The sequence below is a fragment of the Shewanella sp. KCT genome (genome assembly GCF_007636505.1).
Taxonomy (GTDB): domain Bacteria; phylum Pseudomonadota; class Gammaproteobacteria; order Enterobacterales; family Shewanellaceae; genus Shewanella; species Shewanella halotolerans.
Window position 1 is genome coordinate 86,054 of sequence record NZ_LVDJ01000003.1, and the last position, 19,301, is coordinate 105,354.

The window sequence follows — 19,301 nt, forward strand, 5'->3', positions numbered from 1 at the left end:
TTATCGGTTTCCATCAATAATCTACTGGGACAAATCATAAAATGGCCGCTGCTACCGAGGATGAATTCCCCTAGGTATTTTCACCTCTGGCCGTTTGTTCTATCGCTAATAGAGCAGCAGACTACAGTAGCTTGAGGGCCAATACAATCACCTGGGACTTAAAAGTCTTCGGCACCGGCCATTTTAGCTTACATATGTTCGCTGTTTGTGACAGGCGTTAGCTAAATTAACCCTGTGAGTTAAAGCGTGATCTCGATCAAAAGCAAGGCAGGTTGACAGGCCTATACTGATTGTTAATAGACCGATCACAACACATTGTTTTTGTTTGCAGCAAACACGATTTTAGTGGCAGGGAAAGAGGTCGTGGTGCTGTTACCTATTGATATAACAGATCAAAGGAGGCCGATATGGCTGAGTTTACCACGGAGCAGATCCGGAATCTGGCGGTGCTCGGACACACAGGGGCGGGCAAATCCACTCTGCTCGAGGCATTGCTGTTCCAGGGCGAGGCGATCGCCCAAAAAGGCAGGGTGGACAAGGGCACAAATCATGCTGATTTCACTGCCCAAGAAAAAGACCACAGACATAGCCTAGAACCTTCCTTCCTCAATCTCGATTTCGACAATCATCATATCAATTTCATCGACACCCCGGGTCTGCCCGATTTCTTCGGCCGTGCGCTATTGCCGCTTAGTGGCGTGGAGTCTGTGCTCTTGGTGATCAATGCCGCCACCGGCATAGAAACCATCACCCAGCGCGCCTTCGAGGCGGCCAGGGCACAGGGTAAGGTGGTGCTGATCGCGATTAACCATATCGACGGCAATGGCGCCAATCTGCCTGGGCTACTCGATGAGATCCAAACCAAGTTTGGTCATCGCTGCCTGCCGGTGAATCTGCCTAACGCCGCCCTGGATGACGTGATCGACTGTTATCTGCATCCGCAGCCTGAGTTGCAGGGCGAGGCCCTGTTCCACGATGTAGCCAGCGCCCGCGATGAGCTGGTGGATACTGTGCTCGAGGAAGATGATGAGCTTATGGCGCTGTATCTGGAGCAGGGGGAAAACCTTACGCCCGAGCAGCTGCATGCACCGCTGGAAACCGCGCTGCGCATGGGCCATCTGGTGCCCGTCTGTTTCACCAGCGCCGAGCAGCAAGTCGGCATAAGCGCGCTGTTAGAGCTGATTATTAAACTCAGTCCCAATCCGTTAGAGGCCAACCCGCCCCAGTTCATCAAGGGGCAGGGTGAGTCGGCCCTGCCGGTGGATGTGACTCAGTCCAGCGAAGATCACGCTCTGGCCTATGTCTTTAGGGTGGCCATTGATCCCTTCTTCGGCCGTATGGGAGTGTTTAGGGTCTATCAGGGCACCATCTCTCTGGGGATGAAACTGTTTATCGGCGATGGTCGCAAACCCATCAAGGTGGGCAACCTGTTTAAGCTGCAGGGGGACAAGCAGATCAGCGTGACCTCGGCGGTGCCCGGCGATATCTGCGCCATCTCTAAGGTGGACGAGCTGACCGTGGGCGCCGTGCTTCACGATAGTCACGACGAAGATGAGTTCCACCTGCCTGAGCTGGTGCTGCCACAACCTATCTTCGGTCTGGCGGTGTCGGCGAAGCGCCGCGGCGACGAGCAGAAGATTGCCGAGGTGCTTAATAAGCTGGTGGTGGAAGATCCTAGCCTGCACATCGCCAAGAACGAGGCGGAGGGGCAGACGATTCTACAAGGTCAGGGAGACTTGCATCTGCAGATCGCGCTGGAGAAGGCCCATGACCTGTTTAACGTGGATATGGAAACCGATGTGCCCGCGGTGGCGTATCGCGAAACCATTACCCGCAGCGCCACTGCGCGTTACCGTCACAAGAAACAGTCTGGCGGTGCCGGCCAGTTTGGTGAGGTGGAGCTCACTGTCGAGCCGCTGCCGAGAGGCGCAGGGTTTGAGTTTGTCAGCAAGGTGGTGGGCGGCTCTGTGCCGAGCCAATACATTCCTGCCGTCGAGAAAGGGGTGAAAGAGGCGATGAACGGCGGCGCCGTGGCGGGCTTCCCGATGCAGGATGTGCGCGTCTCCCTGCTGGACGGTAAGCACCATAGTGTCGACTCGAAGGAGATCGCCTTCGTGATGGCGGGTAAGAAGGCCTTCCTCGATGCCGTGCAGGAAGCCAACCCTGTGATCCTGGAGCCGATCGTTGAGATGCAGGTGCAGGTGGCCCAGGAGCATGTGGGTGACATTACCGGGGATATCAGCGCCAATCGCGGCATCATCTGCGGCACCCAGGCCCAGGGCAATGGCAAGGTGGAAGTAGAGGTCGAGGCGCCGCTGGCGACCGTCGACGATTACTCGACCCGGCTGAAATCCTTAACCGGCGGCGACGGTCAGTTTGCCATGACCTTTAGCCGCTATGATGTGGTGCCGGATCATGTGCAGAAGGCATTGGTCTCGGCGGCAAAGGCCCACTAAAACTCGATCAGGCATTAGTGTTATTTACTGCTTTTGAAACATGAGTCATTGAAAAATGCGCCTTGATGATTGAATCAAGAAAGTGAGTCGCGAAAAGGAGAACTAAGTTCTCCTTTTTTCTTGTGCCAGCGCTGAGTTGCATTAGCTAAATGCCCCGACGCTTATTGCACTCGCAGAGTCTTAGGATTAGCTTGGTCGCATCATAAATTAATCTAGCAGCGAAAATGAGGAGCGGGCATAGATGAAGGTGGTCAGTCGCGACAACAGTGAGCACTATCTTTGGGGCGAACAGGATATGGAAGGCAAAGCCTGTGATGGCTGGCATCTGGTGAAGCGTCCTGCGCTGAGCGTGATTCAGGAGCGGGTACCTGTGGGCAGGGGCGAGCAGCGTCACTACCACAAGGTGGCGGAGCAGTTTTTCTTCATCCTGTCGGGCACGGCACTGCTTGAGGTGGAGGGTATCGAGCATAGACTCACTGCTCACCAGGGGATGCATGTGGCGCCGGGTCAGGCTCACTGCCTGCGCAACGGCGGCGAGCAGGTGCTGGAATTTCTGGTGACCTCTACACCGCCAAGCCATGGTGACAGGGAAAAGGCTTAGGAAAAGGTTTAAGTAAGTTAAGAGTAAGGGGAAAAAAGCGGGTCACACTTTCGTTTGTTTCCTTTTAAGACAACTAGTTATAGTCTAAAGTTTTAGTGTTTAGCGCGGCATTTGAGCAATTATTGGAGGCGTCGACATGGATGGAGCGAGACCTTGGTTAGCGGGCATGCTAGGCCTTGTCCTGGTGTGTATGGCACCAATTTCAGCGATAGCCGAAACTCTAGCTCCTGGGAGTTTGCTTGCAGAGGCTAGGGTTGCCGAGACTGCGGTTATAAAAAGTAGCGACGCCCTGGAGGCACGCGAGATAGTGCGCCGCGCCGACGAGCAGATGCGCGGTAAGTCCAGCTATGTGGTGGCGACCATGAATATCGTGCGTCCGGACTGGACGCGCTCCATGAGCATGAAGAGCTGGACCAAGGGACAGGAGCTGTCGCTGGTACTGGTGACGGCGCCAGCGAAGGACAAGGGCAGCGTGTCTCTCAAACGCTACCGTGAGATGTGGAACTGGGTGCCCGCCATCGAGCGCATCATCAAGATAGCCCCCTCCATGTTGAGCCAGTCCTGGATGGGCTCAGACTTCACCAATGACGACCTTATCAATCAGTCCTCCATAGTGGTCGATTATCGACATCAGCTGGTGCAGCACGAATCGATAGAGGGGGATGACTGCTTCGTCATCGATGCCTTTGCCAAACCAGATGCTCCTGTGGTCTGGAGCCGTATTCGTCTGTGGATCTCGAGTCGCGATTATTTGCAGCGTAAAGTGGAATTTTTCGACGAGTTCGATGAGCTGGTAAACACCCTGACCACCTCGGGTATTCAGGAGATGGGCGGGCGCATGTTGGCCACCCAAATGGTGATGATCCCGGCCGATAAACCTGGGCAGCACACCGAGCTTATCACCCATGAGGCAGCATTTGATTTTGAGATAGGTGATGATTTCTTCTCTCAGCAGCAGATGAAGGCGCTGCGGGATTAACACAGAGATAAATCTAAGACGCTAAGCATTAGATACAAGAATAGAGGTGAGGCATGTTGATTAAGCTGGCGTGGCGAAATCTCTGGCGGCAGAAGCGGCGCACCCTGCTGACTGCCTTCGCCCTGGCGCTGGCGCTGTTTCTCTCCCTCTTTATGCGCAGCATGCAGGAGGGCAGTTACGAGCACAATATCGACAACAGTGCCCGCTTCTCCACCGGCCTGATCCAGCTGCAATCTCCAGAGTATGCCACCACTGAGAGCATCGAAGATCTACTGCCCGGCGATGATGACTTTATCGCCCCGGCCAAGGCCTTACCCCACATCAGCTACGCCCTGCCCAGAATCGAATCTTTCCTGTTGGCCTCAAGCGAGGAGCGCTCCAAAGGCGTGCTGGTGTACGGCGTACGCCCCCAGCTGGAGAGCGACTATTCGGGCATAGATGACAAGCTGGTGGCCGGTCGCTACTTAACCCCTGGTGCCAAGGAGGTGCTGCTGGGACAAGGATTGGCGGAGTACCTAAAGCTAGGTGTCGGCGATGAGCTGGTGCTTTATGGTCAGGGCTACCATGGCCAGACGGCGGCCGGAGTCTATCCTATCGCCGGCATACTGCATTTCCCCCTGGCGCAGCTGGACAATCAGTTGGTCTATATGCCCCTAAGCGCGGCCCAAGGCTTGTTTTCAACCGGTGAACAGGTGACCTCCTGGGTGCTGCATAGCGACAACTTAGATGAGGTGGCGCCTCTGACCGAGAGGCTTTCTGCGCTTTATGGTGATAGGGTCAAGGTGCGGGACTGGCAGTCGCTGGCCCCTGAGATGGCGCAGCAGATCGCCCTGGATAGGGCCGGCGGCCTGTTTATGATCTGCCTGCTCTATCTCATCGTCGGCTTCGCCCTGTTTGCCACCATCTTGATGATGACGCTGGAGCGCAGGCGGGAGTTTGGCGTCATGCTGGCGACCGGAATGGCGCGCCTGACCTTACTGCGCCTGGTGATGATCGAATCCTTGTTGATTGCCGCCTTGGGGACGGCCCTGGGGCTTGGAGTCAGCAGCGTGGTGATAGGTTACTTCTATTATCACCCTATCTCTCTGACTGGCGAGACCGCCAAGATGATGCTCGAGATGGGCTGGGAGCCTGTGATGCCCATGAAGGTATCGCTGGCGCTGGTGCGCAATCAGGTGATCATCATCCTCAGCCTGATGGCGCTTTGCCTCTGCTATCCTCTGTGGCGCACCCAGCATCTGGTGGTGGTTGCGGCCCTCAAAGGAGGCGATGATGACCAAGGATAATTCTGGCTGGCATCCGCCCATGTTGACCCTTTTGGCCTGGCGCAATCTGTGGCGTAACCGGCTGCGTACCAGCATCATGGTGTGCGCCATGGTGTTTGGCTTGGTGGGCGTGGTGGTGATGTTAGGCTTCATGACGGGCATGTACGCCAACATGATAGATAACGCTGTCGCCTGGCAGACCAGCCACCTGCAGGTGCATAACAAGGATTATCTGCTCGACCCGGATATCAATAGCCGGATACGCGCGCCTGAGCCCGTGCTGGCTGAGCTTAGTCAGATCTCTGAGGTGCAAGGTGTCTCGGCGCGCTTTGTGGTGCAGGGCATGCTGGCCTCGCCCCGGGCGAGTCGCGGTATTCGCATCAATGGCGTCGATCCGGCCGCCGAGGCTAGGGTGACGCCCATCGCCGACAATATCACCCAGGGCGGCTGGCTCGAGGCCGGTGGACGCCACCCCATAGTGATCTCAGAGAAGACGGCGAGCCGCCTCAAGTTGAGGCTGGGCTCCAAGGTGGTGCTCACCTTCAGCAACGCCGACAAGGCGGTAAGTGGCGCGGCGTTTCGGGTGGCGGGCCTCTATCGCTCGCCCTCCAGCACCTTTGATGAGGCCAACGCCTATGTGCGCCGCGCCGATCTGACCGCGTTGGCGGGGCTGGATGGCGTGCATGAGATCGCCATTCGCCTGACGAAGAGCGACAGTCTGGACAATAGCCGCGCCAGGGAGCTTGCCAGGAGGTTGTCGAGTGTGCTGGCGCCCCAGGACAGGGTGCGCGACTGGCAAGAGATCCAGCCCATGTTGGCCACCATTATCGCTCAGATGAACACCAGCAACGCAGTGATCTTACTGATATTCATCTCGGCGCTGGGGCTGGGGATCGCCAACATCATGTTGATGGCGGTGTTTGAGCGTACGCGGGAGTTTGGTGTGCTGATGGCCATCGGCATGGTGAAGCGCAAGATAATGGGGTTGATCCTGCTGGAGTCTCTGCTGCTTGGGCTGACGGGGGCGCTACTTGGCCTCTTGCTCAGCATGTTGGTGATCGCGCTGTTGGCAAATACAGGCATCCCCCTTGGTAACATGGCCGATGGACTCGGCGCCTTCGGGGTATCGACCACCCTATATCCCCAGGTCACCCTGGGCCAGTATCTCTCGACCCTGGCGATGGTGGTGATTGTAAGCCTGCTGGCGGCCCTCTATCCGGCGCGGCAGATAGTCAAGCAGCGTCCGGTAGACGCCATGTCGCAGAAGCATTAGGCCAAAGGAGTCAGATATTTAATGACCATAGCGATTCAAGCATTAACTAAGATCTATAACCCCGAGAGTGACTTTCCGGTGGCGGCGGTAAAGTCTCTGGACCTCAATATAGCCCAGGGGGAGTTTGTCGCCATCATGGGCCCCTCCGGCTCAGGCAAGACCACGCTGCTTAACATGATAGGCGGCATCGACAGTCCGAGTAGCGGCGCCGTATTTATCGACGGCGAGGATATCACCCACCTGAGCGAGCAGGCGCTAATCGCCTTTCGCCGCGACCATGTGGGTTTTATCTTTCAAGACTATAGCCTGCTGCCGGTGCTGACGGCGCTAGAGAATGTCGAGTTTGTCATGCAGTTGCAGGGCCACAGCGAGGCCGAGTGTCGCGAGCGGGCCATGGCGCTGCTTACCCAGGTAGGGCTGACAGCCCAGAAGGATAAGATCCCCGCCAAGTTGTCGGGCGGGCAACAGCAGAGGGTGGCCGTAGCGCGGGCACTGGCTCCCAGGCCGAGATTTGTGATGGCCGATGAGCCCACCGCTAACCTGGATGCCAAGAGCACCGCCGAGCTGCTGGATATTATGCAGTCGCTCAATGAGCAGGAGGGCACCACCTTTATCTTTTCGACCCATGATCCCAGGGTGATCGCCAGGGCCAAGCGGGTGATAGTGTTTGAAGATGGCCGCCTGGTCGAGGATCGCCGTCAATGAATCGGGCGGCTGAGTGCTTATGCTAAAGCTAGGGTTAAGGCCAATGTTGACTGCCACCGTCTGCCTTTGGGCGGCTCAGTTGAGTCTTAGCGCTTTGGCTTCGCCCATTCCAGGCGTTACGCCAGATCAGCCCTGGCAGGTCAAGGGCTATGTGAGTTATCTCGGCTCTGTCATTGCCCCCGCTGAGGGCGAGCAGCTTTGGGACAGCCTGCTGCATAATCGTATCGACGCCGAGTATCGCTGGCAGACGCTTAGGGTGAATGTCGGCCTGCGTAATCGCCTCATGGTCGGGGACAGCAGCAGGCTGCAGGGTTATGGCGAGCTGGTTGCCTGGGATCCCGGCTACTGGGATCTGTCGGCCAACTGGCTCGATAGCGACGGCTGGATCGGCAACAGCCAGTTAGATCGCGCTTATTTAAGCTGGGAGTTTGCTGATAACTGGGAGCTGGTCGCCGGGCGCTTTAGAGTCAACTGGGCCATGAGCACCCTGTGGAATCCCAACGATATCTTTAATGCCTACTCTATTTATGATGTCGATTATGCCGAGCGTCGCGGGGTCGATGCCCTTAAGCTTAGCCGCCAACTGGGTTACGCCAGCCAGCTGGAGTTTGTCTATAGCCAGGGGGCGGATAGCGCAATAAACGACGGTGTATCAATAAGCCGAACGAATCGTCAGTACGCCGGGCGCTATCTTGGGCATAACTTTTTTGGCTGTGACTTGGGGTATGACTTGGGCTGGGATTGGCAGCTGATACTCGGCGAGACCCGAGATGACAGGGTGTTTGGCGGCGGATTTGCTGGTGATATTTGGGGGGCTGGGCTGCGTGGCGAGGTGACCCATTTCGATCCGTTATATACATCGTCTGTGGCGCCTGTCGATGCCGAGTCTAGGACTACTCAGTCGTTCGCAAGCGCGACACAGACGATTACGGCCACCACTGTCGCGACCCTGGAGATGGATTACAGCTTCGCCACTGATGCCAACTGGCGCGTACTGGGCGCCGCCCTCTATATCTCGTCGCCCCTGAGCGTCGACAGCGCCTTGATCTACCTGAATCTGCCGCTCTCGGCCCGTACCTTGAGCTTCACCACCTGGACCTATTATCTGGATCTGGGTTTTGATCTGACGCCGCTCAGCCGTCTCAGTGCCAATGCCAGCTACTATGATGATGACTCCTTTTTTGTCGGCTTAACCTACCAGTATTCGCTGGCGGATGACTGGCAACTTAGCCTGATCGCGCAGCGCTTCGACGGCTCGAACACCAGCCTGTTCGGCCAGTCGGCTTCCACCCTGGGCTATCTGCAGCTTAAGTGGAGCTTTTAGTTGGCCTGTCTAATTCTATGCTTAAGGCCTTGCTTGAACGACTCCCTTTGAACGGCGCCGCTTGAAAGGCTCAGCTTAAAAGGCATGTGTGGTACTCCAAAGCCTGAGATGCTAGGCTTGGGCCTCTTATCTTTTCTCCTCCTCTGCTGGACATTAAGCGCAGGAAATTAATCGAGTTGAACATGGCCGCTGGCGACGCTATCCCCCTACATCTTTATCTTTGCCCCTTGAACCTGCCGGGACTCAGTAGTGACCAGCAAGCGCATTTGCTCGATACCTTACCTTTGGATGAGCAGCAGAAAGTGATGCGTTATCGAATGGCGCCGGCGAGGGAGAAGGGGCTCCTGGTCAGGTGCTATCTGCGCGCGCTGCTGTCAAAAGCTCACAGCCTGCTAAATGCGAACATAGATGGCGCTATTGCCCCGAGTGAGTGGCGCTTCGATTACCTGGATAAGGGTAAGCCTGTGCTCAGCAAAGCTTTTTTTGCGCGCAGCCAGCTGGTGTTTAACCTTAGCCACAGTGGCGACTATATGTTGCTGGCTATCGCTAAATCGCCGCGGCTGGAACTCGGGGTCGATATCGAGCGTCTGAGGCAGAACACCAACATTCATGCCATCCTGAATCATTACTTTACCCGCCAGGAACGAGATGCCCTGTTGGCGCTGCCGAGCGCGCGTCAGCGTCAGCGTTTCTTCGATCTCTGGGCGTTGAAGGAGTCCTATATCAAGGCTAAGGGGCTTGGGCTGGCACTCTCGCTCAAATCTTTCTATTTCGAGTTGAGTGAGATTCAGCATCAGGCGCTAAATTTTAAAGACCTGGATGCCAGGCAAGCCCGGCTCGAGCAGGCGGCGCGCCTGTTTTTAGTAAGAGAAGACTCTCAGCAAGAAGCTTTTGGACAGGAGAGATCTGAGCAAGCAGACGTAAAGGATGACCTACAACAGGCTCAACCGGCTGCGGGCTGGCAGAGTATGCTGTGGCAACTGGGTGATGAGTATCGCTTCGCGCTGAGCCTCTCCTCGGCGCAGCCGTTAGATTTACGCTGTGAGATGGTGAGTGCACAGGCCTTGTTGCCTGAGTGATAAGCCTTACCAGGCCAAAGGCTTCACCCGAGCGAAAGATTGCAACTGAACCAAAAGCTCGCAGGATATTTACCGCTAAAAAAAGCGGGAAGACTGAGGTTTTCACCTGTGATATTCCCGCAAAATCTGTTGTTACTCAGGGAGTATTGGCACCTATCGCCCGTCTAGGGCGATAGGACAAAGGGCTTAGTAGTTTGCCTGGAAGGTCAACCAGAGTTTGTCCGTGTCGTTAGAGAAGGCATATCCAGCATCGGCACCGCTGAAGCTGGCGTATTTCACCCCTAGGCTATAGTGTTTGGCGAAAGGATAGGTGGCCGATACGCCCCATTCCTTACCCATATCCACGTCACCGTAGTCTGAATCAAACTTGTGGTACTTGGCCAGTAGCTTGAGTCCGGCGAGTTTGGCGGTCAGGATCACGTGAGTATCTACGATACCGTTTTCCCAGTTACCCTTGCCGCCGAAGAGGAACTTATCTGTCCAGCCGTTAAAGGCGTGTAGTGTGGCCAGTGGCGTGATAAAGCCCGCTTTGCCATCGTCAGACCCCAATACTTCGTAGCCGACTTTCGCGCCGAAGGCATCAAAGTTCACCCCGGCACCCAGCTTATAGTAAGGCGCAGAGTAGCTGACAGGGTTGTCGCCGCCTTCAGACTGCTGGGCGTACTCCGCCTCGTAGTTAAACTTGAGTTTTTCCAGCTTGATATCGCCTGTGGCGCGCAGACCATAGGTATCGGTGGAGAAGGCGGCCACATTGACGTTGTCGATGAGATAGGCGTAACCGCTGAGCTTAACGAAGTCTAACCCTTTGTAGTTAACGTTAACCAGGTGGGTCTTATTCTTGTGCTCATCCTTACCCGACCCTTCCGGGAAGATACGATTAACGTTATTCACATAGGCGTAGTAAGCAGTAAGCCCCTCTACCGCAGTGTTCTTTACCGAGAAGGCATCATAGGTCTGTTCGTTTTGACGGAAGCCAACACCACCGACGAAACGTTGGTTGTCGAGCAGGATGCGCTGACGGCCATATTGGGCCAAAGTGTTAGCCGGGCCGCGGTAACCGATAAAGGCCTGATTGATTTGTGTATATTCATAGTCGGCAATCAGTGGCTCATCGTCGGTAGAGCGCACGTCGTCCACTTCAGCCAGGGCAAATAGCTTGTAGATGTCGCCGGTTTGATAGGTCAGGCGGGTACGCAGCGTGGTTTGATTTTGCTGGTCGACATCGGCCAGATCCACATCTTCATAGCGTAGGCGAAACTGCACTTTGACTTGAGAGTCGTCGATAAAGGCTTTCTTGAGGGGATCGACGTTCTCTGTTGCAAGGGCAGAGGCGGACAAGCTGGCAAGCACGGCGAGGCTGAGGGCGTGAAGTTTCATTAATTGTGATCCTTTTGTTTGGTCATTGCTCAAGAGCTGTTATAGGGCTGCAAAAGGATCGGTTTGTTGATCTAAAACAATGTTGCACAGTGATTGATTTTTTGTGTCAAGATTTGTGATAAAGATCATAAGCTTATACTAAATTAGAGGTATCTCTAAAGTGGTATTTTTAGGGAGTGCTAAATAATATTTTTTGCATGCATTGAAGTGAGATGAATTGAGATGAGGTGGCACGTGAGGTGAGCGTAGCGCTTTTGTTACTTCATTGGGGCTCTATAACAAAAAGCCCGCTTAATGCGGGCTCAATCTTTTTCCATCAGTTTACTGGCGTGCCAGTCGATGGTTTTCGGGTGGATTTTCGAAGTCGCTGCGATAGGGGTTGATATCTAGGCCGCCGCGGCGGGTGTAGCGTGCGTAGACGGTCAGCTTGGCGCAGTGACACAGGCGCTTGAGGTCGACGAAGATACGCTCGACACACTGCTCGTGAAACTCATTGTGTTGCCTGAAGGAGATGAGGTAACGCAGCAATTTCTCACGATCTATCTTTGGGCCCTGGTAGCGGATCATCACGCTGCCCCAGTCGGGCTGAGAGGTGATCAGGCAGTTAGACTTCAACAGGTTAGAGGTGAGTGTCTCGGCCACCACGCTCTTGTCATCTGTGCTATCGATAAGGTAGTCGCTTGTGAATTCGTAGCTGTCAATCTCGATATCCAGATCGTCGATGCAGGTGCCAGGCAACTCAACTACACGCTGGTGGGCAAACTGCTTTGGCTCGATGATCTTCACCACTACCTCACCGCCGGCGCAGGCAGACAGATCTTTGGCCAGGGTCTGCTGAACCTGCTCGATGGAGTCGAAACGGGTCTGGTTGAAGCTGTTGAGATAGAGCTTGAAAGACTTGGACTCGATCAGGTTGTCGCTGTTGAAGTCGAGGATAAACTCGGCGATGGCCACCATGGGCTTGCCTTTGGCGTTTAACCAGGAGAGTTCATAGCCGGTCCAGATGTCGGCGCCATGGAAGGGCAGGGTATCGCCTAAGGCGATGGCATCCCGATTGAGCTGGCGTGGTACGCCTTGTAGCAGGGAGGCATCGTATTGGGCTTGATAGCCAGTCGATTTACCTAAGGTCAGTTTGGACAACGCGGGGGCGTCGCGATAAGGGTCATGAACCTGTGTCATCAATCGTTTTTCCATGTCAAAATAGGCGCACATTATACTTAAAATTCGGGTAACTGCTAAGTGTCTTCTTTGCCTGCACTGGATCAATTTTTTACGCTTTATCATCAAGCCTATAGCGATAAACTGGGGGAATCGCCCCGTTATTTTCCGCTGGGGGAGGTCTCTCCCTGTGTCTTAGACTGTGATCAGGAGATAGTCGAAGTCTCGCCCGAGCGGTCGGTGCAGTGGCAGGCAGTAAGACGCGACAGCCAGGGGCTGTTCGATAACATAGAGCATGCCCTCTCCATCACACTGCATTCAAGCATACAGGCCTTCTACGGGCGCTATTTTTCGGCGCCGCTGATGTTTGACTCAGACTTTGGTGAGGGTGAGCTGTTGCAGCCTTGGAACCAACAAGATTTCGAATATCTGCAGCAAAACCTTATCGGCCACCTGATGATGAAGCAGAAGTTGAAACAGCCTGCGACCTGGTTTATCGGCGTGCTGGGGGAAGGTGACGAGATGCTGGTGGTGAATAACGAGAATGGCAGCGTCTGGATAGAGATCCCAGGCGAGCAGCCCCATAGGCAATTGGCAGATAGCCTGGAGGATTTTATCGCCTCTCTTCGCCCGCGAGTCTGCCCGCCGCAGAAACCGGTCGAAGTCGCTATGCCCGAGACAGATCACCCCGGGATTTGGCAGCGACTCAAGACCATGTGGCGGCACTTACGCTCAGGGAGATAGTCGGCGTGTTAAAAGATAATTAGCTCGCGAGAAGAGAGTGAGCGCGAACCGCCATTAGAGGTGATCCCAGGAGATGTTGGAGACGATGCGGCAGTTGTCGCACCTGAAGTGGAAAAGATCCAGCAAAGGGGTTTCCAATAGCCAGTGGCTGTTGCCGCAGCGTGGACAGGGCCTTTGCTGCTCGGCGGCCAGGCTCTCGCCGCCCACGCGGTAGAGATAGTAGTAGGTGGGGATCTTGGTGAGGTATTCGATGCGTCCACGCAGATCCCAGCCGCGGCGAAACAGATCGCTGTCACACTGGCTCAATTCATCTAAGGCGGCGAACTCCGCCTTGGTGGCCGCCGCCATCTGCAGCTCATCGCAGGCCTGCCATTCGGTTTGCCACTTGAGCACCCGCTTGTGATCGCCGTTGAAGGTCGCAGGGATATGATACAGGGGAATGGGCTGCAGGGTATCGCCGTTTCGTAGTGGCGAGCACATGTGTACATAGCTGGTGTAGAGCAGTTGCCAGCTGGGGGGCTCTGTGCTGCTGACTTCAGAGTTGATGTCCTGGCCGATATATTTTTCCCTCGGATGTAGCAGCTTGGCCTGGGTGAGTTCCTCGAGGGCATAATTGACCCAGGGGCTGTTGAAACGTTTGGCCAAGCTACTCTTTTCTGGCAGCAGCAGGCGCACCCTGAACTCCCCTTCGTTGAAGGCCACGGCAAATTCACGGCCCAGTACCTGGCCATTGGCCCGGTAGGCTTCCAGCAGACCATTAATCGCGCGTTCGGCGGCCGTGATGGTGGTGTTGTCAAAACACTCGAATCTGAGTTCCACCACGTGCATCAGTGAGCGTCCTTGTCGTTCAATTTGGCTTCGAGTTCGCTGATACGCTGAACCAAGGCCTGTTGATTGGCTGTGAGCCTGGCAACCTGCTCAGCCAGCTGGTCCAGCGTCGGCGTAGCGTCGTCGCTCTGAACGTTTGATGCTGGCGCGCTCGAGGTTACCACTATCGCCGCCTGCTCATCGGCTGACATAGATTTAAAGCGTTGTAATCCTTGAACCAGGATAGGCATGGGAAGCGAGTTGCCCAGACTTGCCTTGATCAATGCCAGGCTGGGAGGCTTACCCGCCAGACTCAATTTACGTGCGGCGACCAGCACCTGTTCGAGTGGACTCATGATTGGTGAAATTCCTTACTTTTTAGCCTGACAGACATACTCTTGAACCTTGGGTTTTATCTAAGATATTGAAAGTTATAGATATATCTGTTTGGCATAAGCTTTGCTTTACCTGAATCCAGTTATAATAGATAAACAGGACGTGAAAGTGAAAACAAAATTAATAACAGCATTGGTCTTCGGCGCTACCAGTTTAGTGCTATCTGGGTGTGTATTGAATGTGGGTGAAGGTGACAAGGGCTGGAGTACGGGCAATTCTTGGGAGCGCGTACAGGAGCAAAATCGTGTGAACCTGTCTAAGTTATCTTTGGGGATGACGCGCGATCAGGTGATGACACTTATGGGCACCGCCGATTTTAACGAGGCCTATACCAAGCAAGACAAGACGATCAACGTACTCTACTATCGTACCCAGCGTACGCGGGAAGATGGCACCACCACCAAGGATGAATGTACGCCTATCGTGATCACAGATAATCGCGTCGTGGGGTGGGGGGAGAAGGCCTACCACAACATGTAATGTGATAATCTTTCGCCAAAAGGCAAGCCAACTCGGCTTGCCTTTTTCGTTTGAGCCATTCGTAAGTCTTTTGTGTGTAAGCCTCGCCTCTAGGAACGAAGCTGGGCGTCGAGATGGTCGATCACCTCTGTCCACATGGCATCTTCTGCTAAGGCTTCGGCTAAAAAGTGCCTCTGGGCCTGGGTCCAAAAGGGGGCCTCGGCGATATGGATCTCCGCGGCGATGGAATGCTGCTTGATGAAAGCCTCAACGGCATCGGGTTCACTCGGCAGGCCGAGTTGGTCAAATAGGGTGGCTAGATCCGGTTGTGTGATGTCCATCTTATCCCTCGCTTGTTGATGATGAGGTGCTTCTATTTAGTATGCGATAAATTGATAAAGTTTCGAATCGATTAAAGTTTGCACTTTTTTACAAGCTTGTTACATTGGACCATGTTGATCTGGATCAAGGAATAACAGCAATGATGACAACAGCTACCCCACCTGTTAACGAAACCTATAAAGCTGTCTATTTAACCGCCGAAGACCTACGCGTCGCCGCCTCGATTCTCTATAACGCCTACCATGACGACCCCTTCTTTATTGCTGCCCTGCATAAGGGAGACAAGGCGCAATATGAGCAGAAGCTACGCGGTGCCATTCGCGAGGAGTTGCACACCCTGTGGCAAGAGGAGCAGGCATTGATCGGCCTATTTGAGGAGGAGCGTCTGATTGGCTTGGCCTGTATCGTGACCCAGCAGGTGCCATTGGGGGAGGCCAGATACTGGCATTGGCGCCTGAAGATGTTGCTGAGCGCCGGCTGGCAATCGACCCAGGCACTGATGAAGAAAGAATCTTCGATTCTAGAGCATCTACCCAGCACTCAATGCGGCATATTGCAGTTCATTGCAGTCACACCGATCGAGCAGCATAAGGGGTTAGGTAGACGTTTGATCCAGGCTGTGATGAGCTGGTGTGACGAGCAACCAGAGCTCGAAGGGGTGGGGGTTTATGTGACCCAAGATGATCATGCCCATCTGTTTTCCTCCATGGATTTTGCGCCCATCGAACGCCTCGTCATAGGCGGGGTGCCGGGCGAGCTGCTGTTCTATCGGAGCCCTGAGATTGAGTAAGCGCTACACCAACTTCAAAGACTTCTATCCCTTCTATCTGTCGCAACATAGGGATCCCAGATGCCGCGCCCTGCACTATGTGGGTAGCCTGTCGGTGATCGCGCTCCTGGTGGTGGCCATAGTGCTAGCCAAGTATTGGCTGCTCTGGCTGCTGCCTGTTCTGGGTTATGGCGCAGCCTGGATAGGGCATTTCGTGTTTGAGCGAAACCGGCCCGCAACCTTCGAGTACCCCTTATACAGCTTCTTTGCCGACTGGGTTATGTTGGCTCAGTGGCTAACGGGCCGTCGATGATGGCATAACCACTAGTTATCTGGATATTGAGCGCCTACACACTATGGTCTCGGTTATTAAGAGCCTAGTTACTAGAGATTTAGCCGATAATCGTTTGATAAGCTCCCACTTGATAGCTTCTCAGCTAATAATTTCTCACCTAATAATTTCTCACCTAATAATTTCTCACCTAATAATTTTTATCTAATAAATCTGGCCTAGCTATTAATTGCTTAGCTGACCATTAGCTTTCAGAGTCGGCTAGGCCTCGGCTTATTGAACCTTTGACTTGCAAGCAATGAATGACGAGCGCAGCGGTTAATAAACTTAGCTAAGAATGAGGCGACTCACAATTTGCTAGGTAGCTTGTGAGAGATCGCTTACAAACATGTGAGCCTTTCTCCTGAAATCACACCTGTTTTTTCCTGCGGATATTTGAATGTCATTAATGTTCAATAAGTTAACCCAAACTTTGTCGGTGGTTGAAATTTAATCGATTTACAATTGTTTCTGATGGCGTACATTCTGGCGCTGCGCTAAGTATACTGAACTCAAGTTAAGAAGCTTACTTAATCAATGCGGATGGTAAAGGATAGCTAAGGAATAGCTAAGGCGAAGGAAAGCCAAGCTAAGGATAGCAAGATTGTCGAGGACGCGAGAATCTTACCATCAGGAATGAGAGCAGGATGCTTTAGGACAATAGGCGGTAGGGATTAACGCAAAATGGACTTGAGTGATTGTCACTCAACGGATTGTGGGTGAAACCAAGGACTGTTTATCAAGGAATTGCTTACCAGGGAACAGGGAACAGGTAAGAGTAAGCATTAAAGGATAGTGGCAGGAAGCGTTGGAGCCCATAGGATGTGGGAGCGTGGTTGAATGAGTCGACCACCCAGGGAAGAATAAGACAGGATGTCTCAGGAATTGGAGACGGCAGGACGCTGATGTGATCAGGATGATGCAGGGAGCACGGCGATAGCAGGATAGCTAACACAAGAGTATAGAAAGGCGCACTTATAGTGCGCCTTTTCTTTTTTTGCTCAATTTTTTTAGCCTATTTTTTAGCTATCGAATCTAGAGATCTGGGAGCACTGACTGTAAGGTTTTACTGGAGTTGGCCTTAGCTCACAGAAAGTGCCCGCCGCCGTGTGAGACATCTCTTACATTGATGTGCGAGATAAAGCTGATCACATGCTATCTATATCTGTAACAGTATTTATTTGTCATTAAATTCATGTGGTTATGGGTTTTTTATAAGATGGCAATAATGTGACTCTTTAAGCAGAATTTTTTCCATCCCTGTTAATGGGCGACAGGGTCGCTAGAATTAACAGTGTTCAAGGATGAATGTGCAAGGAAAGGTCAGGATGACCTACACATTATCAGGATGATGATGGCAAGGATGGTACAAGGATGGCAACTCACGGAAGAGTCGACAACTAGGGAAGGCCAAACACTCACGGATGATGGATTTCTGTCTAGGATGGCAGATGACAAGGAGTGTAGGAAAGGAATCCCAAGGAAGAGACTGGACATGCTTAGGGATTAAGCAAACTTGGTAAATGGATGACCAAGCTCAGGGACAGTACCTTAGTATGGAAGTGCTAAAAGGTACAAGGAATAGATGGACCAAGGAAGATGCAAGGAGCATAAATTCGCAAGGATGGAGCAGGGAGCACTAAAATAGCTGGATTGCTTAGCGAAAAGATAGAAGGCGCGACTCTTAATTGAGCCGCGCTTTTTCTTTATCTGGGTTTTAGAACAATAGCTCTGTTGTAATAGCAGGTGCCTTGAGTTAGGCATGGCTGCCTGTTGAGCAATAACGTGAGTAAGCATTGGAATGCGAGGTAGCCGTCGATGCGTGCTTGATGGCTTATTTGCAGCCACCAGAGTTACAACCGCCGCGACTGCCACAACTGCCGCCGACCGAACCTTTTGCCTCTGGGGCTTGCAACCATTCGGGTTCGGGAAAGATAGGCCAATGAATCTTCTCTATCTTCTTACCATGCATCCAGATATGGGCGCGGTATTGATTGATACCGTCTGTGCTGAACTCCATCAAGAACTTGGCTTTCCAAGTCAGTCCGCTAGTGCCCCCCACGCTGGGCCTAGCCGATTCCATGGCGATAGCCAGGAGCTGCACTCGCTGTTTCTTGCATTCACTGCTGGCAAATACCCGGCTCAGCTCGGCCATCTGGCGTAATTGCCAGAAGAAGGCGGCAATGATCACCAGCGCGGCGATCATTAAAAAGTCTGTCATCATGCTTTGGTCACCCTAAAGAGTCCACCTATGGCATTGGCGAGGGCTTGGCTGCGCTCGCTGTCTCTTAATGCCATCAAGAGTTGAGTTCGTATCGCTGGAATTGCCACAATATCAGCAAAGATCTGGTTAAAGAAGCCCTGGGGTTGTTTTGCTAAGGCCTCGAGATAGATCTTGCGAGTCCGATCGTCTTTTAATGCGGTCCAATTTCGGCCCGCTATGGTGATCAAGGCGTTGTCATCCAGCGCATCTTGCTCATCCAGGTACTGTATCGCTTGCTGTGTAAGGGCTGGCGCTGAGGCTAGGGCGCGCAGATAGTAGAGTCTCTGTTCGGGACTGGCCTGATAAAACGCGCTTAACAGCCGCTCGGCTAAAGGCGCCTCGAGTGTGATGTGCTCCAGCTGTTGGCACAGGGCTATCTTGACTTCGTCCGCGCTGTGTTCAAAGGCGTTAAGCAGCTGCTCACAGTGGTCGAGCGCCGCGCTGCGCACGCAGATATCCGCTAATCCCTGTAACCCCACATCTTGCCAACGCTCAGATGAAACTTGTCCCGATAGGTATTGATAGGCAAATTCATATTGCGCCGAGGCGGGTAGGCCCAGCTGTTTACGCACCAAGGCGTTGAACAGCGCCAGTTTCTCCGCACTCGGTTTAAAGGCGAAGGGGTGGTTGGCGAGCTTGTCCTGCTGATCTTGTGAGAGCGCCTGGGTCGGGTCGCTGCCCAGGGCCTCAATCACCATGCGGATAAACTGTGTTCTCGGCGCCGGCGAGAGCAGGCCGCGTTCATCCAGAGGTAACTTGAGGAACCAGATGAAGTGTTGGTTAGACTTGTCCCAGAATACGATGGCAAATTGCGCATGACCCTGTATTGGCGAAGGATAAGGCGCTTGGAGGGCCTCAATTTGGGAGAAGGCCATCATGTCGATATGCTGTACCCGGCGGCCGAGATCATAGACCTGGAACTGGGTATTAGCAGTGGTGAGAAATTGAGTCAGGGTCGTAATTTCAGTCATTT

Annotated in this window: 19 protein-coding genes; 12 read left to right on the forward strand and 7 right to left on the reverse strand. The window is 53.6% G+C overall.

What is annotated here, in order from left to right:
- Window positions 1-407 precede the first annotated feature (407 nt).
- The 8 genes from fusA (at window position 408) to AYI87_RS05370 (ending at window position 9,682) form a co-directional block, all read left to right on the forward strand.
- Entirely contained in the window at window positions 408-2,456 is a 2,049-nt protein-coding gene (gene fusA / locus AYI87_RS05335) for an elongation factor G (protein ID WP_144200258.1), read from the forward strand.
- 241 nt (window positions 2,457-2,697) lie between these two features.
- Complete coding sequence (locus tag AYI87_RS05340) at window positions 2,698-3,057, forward strand: cupin domain-containing protein (RefSeq protein ID WP_144200260.1); 360 nt, start codon at window positions 2,698-2,700, stop codon at window positions 3,055-3,057.
- Between the two features lie 136 nt (window positions 3,058-3,193).
- Window positions 3,194-4,036: an outer membrane lipoprotein-sorting protein gene (locus AYI87_RS05345; protein ID WP_144200262.1), complete on the forward strand. Its 843-nt coding sequence runs from the start codon at window positions 3,194-3,196 to the stop codon at window positions 4,034-4,036.
- A gap of 53 nt (window positions 4,037-4,089) precedes the next feature.
- Window positions 4,090-5,322 (forward strand): ABC transporter permease, encoded by a 1,233-nt coding sequence (locus tag AYI87_RS05350; protein ID WP_144200264.1) that lies wholly within the window; start codon window positions 4,090-4,092, stop codon window positions 5,320-5,322.
- Window positions 5,309-6,574 carry an ABC transporter permease gene (locus AYI87_RS05355; RefSeq protein ID WP_222116768.1) on the forward strand — a complete coding sequence of 422 codons (1,266 nt, stop codon included), beginning with the start codon at window positions 5,309-5,311 and terminating at the stop codon, window positions 6,572-6,574. Before AYI87_RS05350 ends, AYI87_RS05355 begins: the two co-directional genes overlap by 14 nt.
- A gap of 21 nt (window positions 6,575-6,595) precedes the next feature.
- Window positions 6,596-7,279, forward strand: a complete 684-nt coding sequence (locus AYI87_RS05360) for an ABC transporter ATP-binding protein (RefSeq protein WP_144200266.1) — start codon at window positions 6,596-6,598, stop codon at window positions 7,277-7,279.
- A gap of 43 nt (window positions 7,280-7,322) precedes the next feature.
- A complete protein-coding gene (locus tag AYI87_RS05365) occupies window positions 7,323-8,603 on the forward strand; it encodes a porin (protein ID WP_144200268.1) in 1,281 nt (426 codons plus the stop codon).
- Between the two features lie 182 nt (window positions 8,604-8,785).
- Complete coding sequence (locus AYI87_RS05370) at window positions 8,786-9,682, forward strand: 4'-phosphopantetheinyl transferase family protein (RefSeq protein WP_260865086.1); 897 nt, start codon at window positions 8,786-8,788, stop codon at window positions 9,680-9,682.
- A gap of 186 nt (window positions 9,683-9,868) precedes the next feature.
- On the opposite strand, the gene AYI87_RS05375 is transcribed toward AYI87_RS05370, so the two are convergent.
- Both AYI87_RS05375 and queF read right to left on the reverse strand, forming a co-directional pair.
- Window positions 9,869-11,059 carry an alginate export family protein gene (locus AYI87_RS05375; RefSeq protein WP_144200270.1) on the reverse strand — a complete coding sequence of 397 codons (1,191 nt, stop codon included), beginning with the start codon at window positions 11,057-11,059 and terminating at the stop codon, window positions 9,869-9,871.
- Window positions 11,060-11,380: 321 nt separating this feature from the next.
- The gene (gene queF, locus AYI87_RS05380; protein ID WP_186300561.1) at window positions 11,381-12,238 is read right to left on the reverse strand and encodes an NADPH-dependent 7-cyano-7-deazaguanine reductase QueF; all 858 of its coding nucleotides are present in this window, start codon (window positions 12,236-12,238) and stop codon (window positions 11,381-11,383) included.
- A 60-nt stretch (window positions 12,239-12,298) separates the two neighbouring features.
- Here queF and syd point away from each other — a divergent pair, with 60 nt between their 5' ends.
- Window positions 12,299-12,961 carry a SecY-interacting protein gene (gene syd / locus AYI87_RS05385; RefSeq protein ID WP_144200274.1) on the forward strand — a complete coding sequence of 221 codons (663 nt, stop codon included), beginning with the start codon at window positions 12,299-12,301 and terminating at the stop codon, window positions 12,959-12,961.
- 54 nt (window positions 12,962-13,015) lie between these two features.
- On the opposite strand, the gene AYI87_RS05390 is transcribed toward syd, so the two are convergent.
- The gene (locus AYI87_RS05390; RefSeq protein WP_144200276.1) at window positions 13,016-13,789 is read right to left on the reverse strand and encodes a Zn-ribbon-containing protein; all 774 of its coding nucleotides are present in this window, start codon (window positions 13,787-13,789) and stop codon (window positions 13,016-13,018) included.
- Complete coding sequence (locus tag AYI87_RS05395) at window positions 13,789-14,124, reverse strand: hypothetical protein (protein WP_260865087.1); 336 nt, start codon at window positions 14,122-14,124, stop codon at window positions 13,789-13,791. Before AYI87_RS05395 ends, AYI87_RS05390 begins: the two co-directional genes overlap by 1 nt.
- A gap of 148 nt (window positions 14,125-14,272) precedes the next feature.
- On the opposite strand from AYI87_RS05395, the gene AYI87_RS05400 reads away from it, so the two are divergent.
- A complete protein-coding gene (locus AYI87_RS05400) occupies window positions 14,273-14,644 on the forward strand; it encodes a DUF3192 domain-containing protein (protein ID WP_144200280.1) in 372 nt (123 codons plus the stop codon).
- Window positions 14,645-14,733: 89 nt separating this feature from the next.
- Here the strand turns inward: AYI87_RS05400 and AYI87_RS05405 are convergent, their stop codons facing one another.
- The gene (locus AYI87_RS05405) at window positions 14,734-14,964 is read right to left on the reverse strand and encodes a DUF2789 domain-containing protein (protein ID WP_144200282.1); all 231 of its coding nucleotides are present in this window, start codon (window positions 14,962-14,964) and stop codon (window positions 14,734-14,736) included.
- A gap of 140 nt (window positions 14,965-15,104) precedes the next feature.
- Here AYI87_RS05405 and AYI87_RS05410 point away from each other — a divergent pair, with 140 nt between their 5' ends.
- Both AYI87_RS05410 and AYI87_RS05415 read left to right on the forward strand, forming a co-directional pair.
- Window positions 15,105-15,755 (forward strand): GNAT family N-acetyltransferase, encoded by a 651-nt coding sequence (locus AYI87_RS05410; protein WP_011866445.1) that lies wholly within the window; start codon window positions 15,105-15,107, stop codon window positions 15,753-15,755.
- Entirely contained in the window at window positions 15,748-16,047 is a 300-nt protein-coding gene (locus tag AYI87_RS05415; protein ID WP_011866444.1) for a DUF962 domain-containing protein, read from the forward strand. The genes AYI87_RS05410 and AYI87_RS05415 overlap by 8 nt, the downstream gene beginning before the upstream one ends.
- 1,852 nt (window positions 16,048-17,899) lie before the next feature.
- Here AYI87_RS05415 and AYI87_RS05420 read toward each other — a convergent pair.
- Together AYI87_RS05420 and AYI87_RS05425 are read right to left on the reverse strand one after the other, a co-directional pair.
- Entirely contained in the window at window positions 17,900-18,289 is a 390-nt protein-coding gene (locus AYI87_RS05420) for a DUF3301 domain-containing protein (protein ID WP_144200284.1), read from the reverse strand.
- Window positions 18,286-19,299 (reverse strand): DUF3549 family protein, encoded by a 1,014-nt coding sequence (locus AYI87_RS05425; RefSeq protein WP_144200286.1) that lies wholly within the window; start codon window positions 19,297-19,299, stop codon window positions 18,286-18,288. Before AYI87_RS05425 ends, AYI87_RS05420 begins: the two co-directional genes overlap by 4 nt.
- Window positions 19,300-19,301 lie beyond the last annotated feature (2 nt).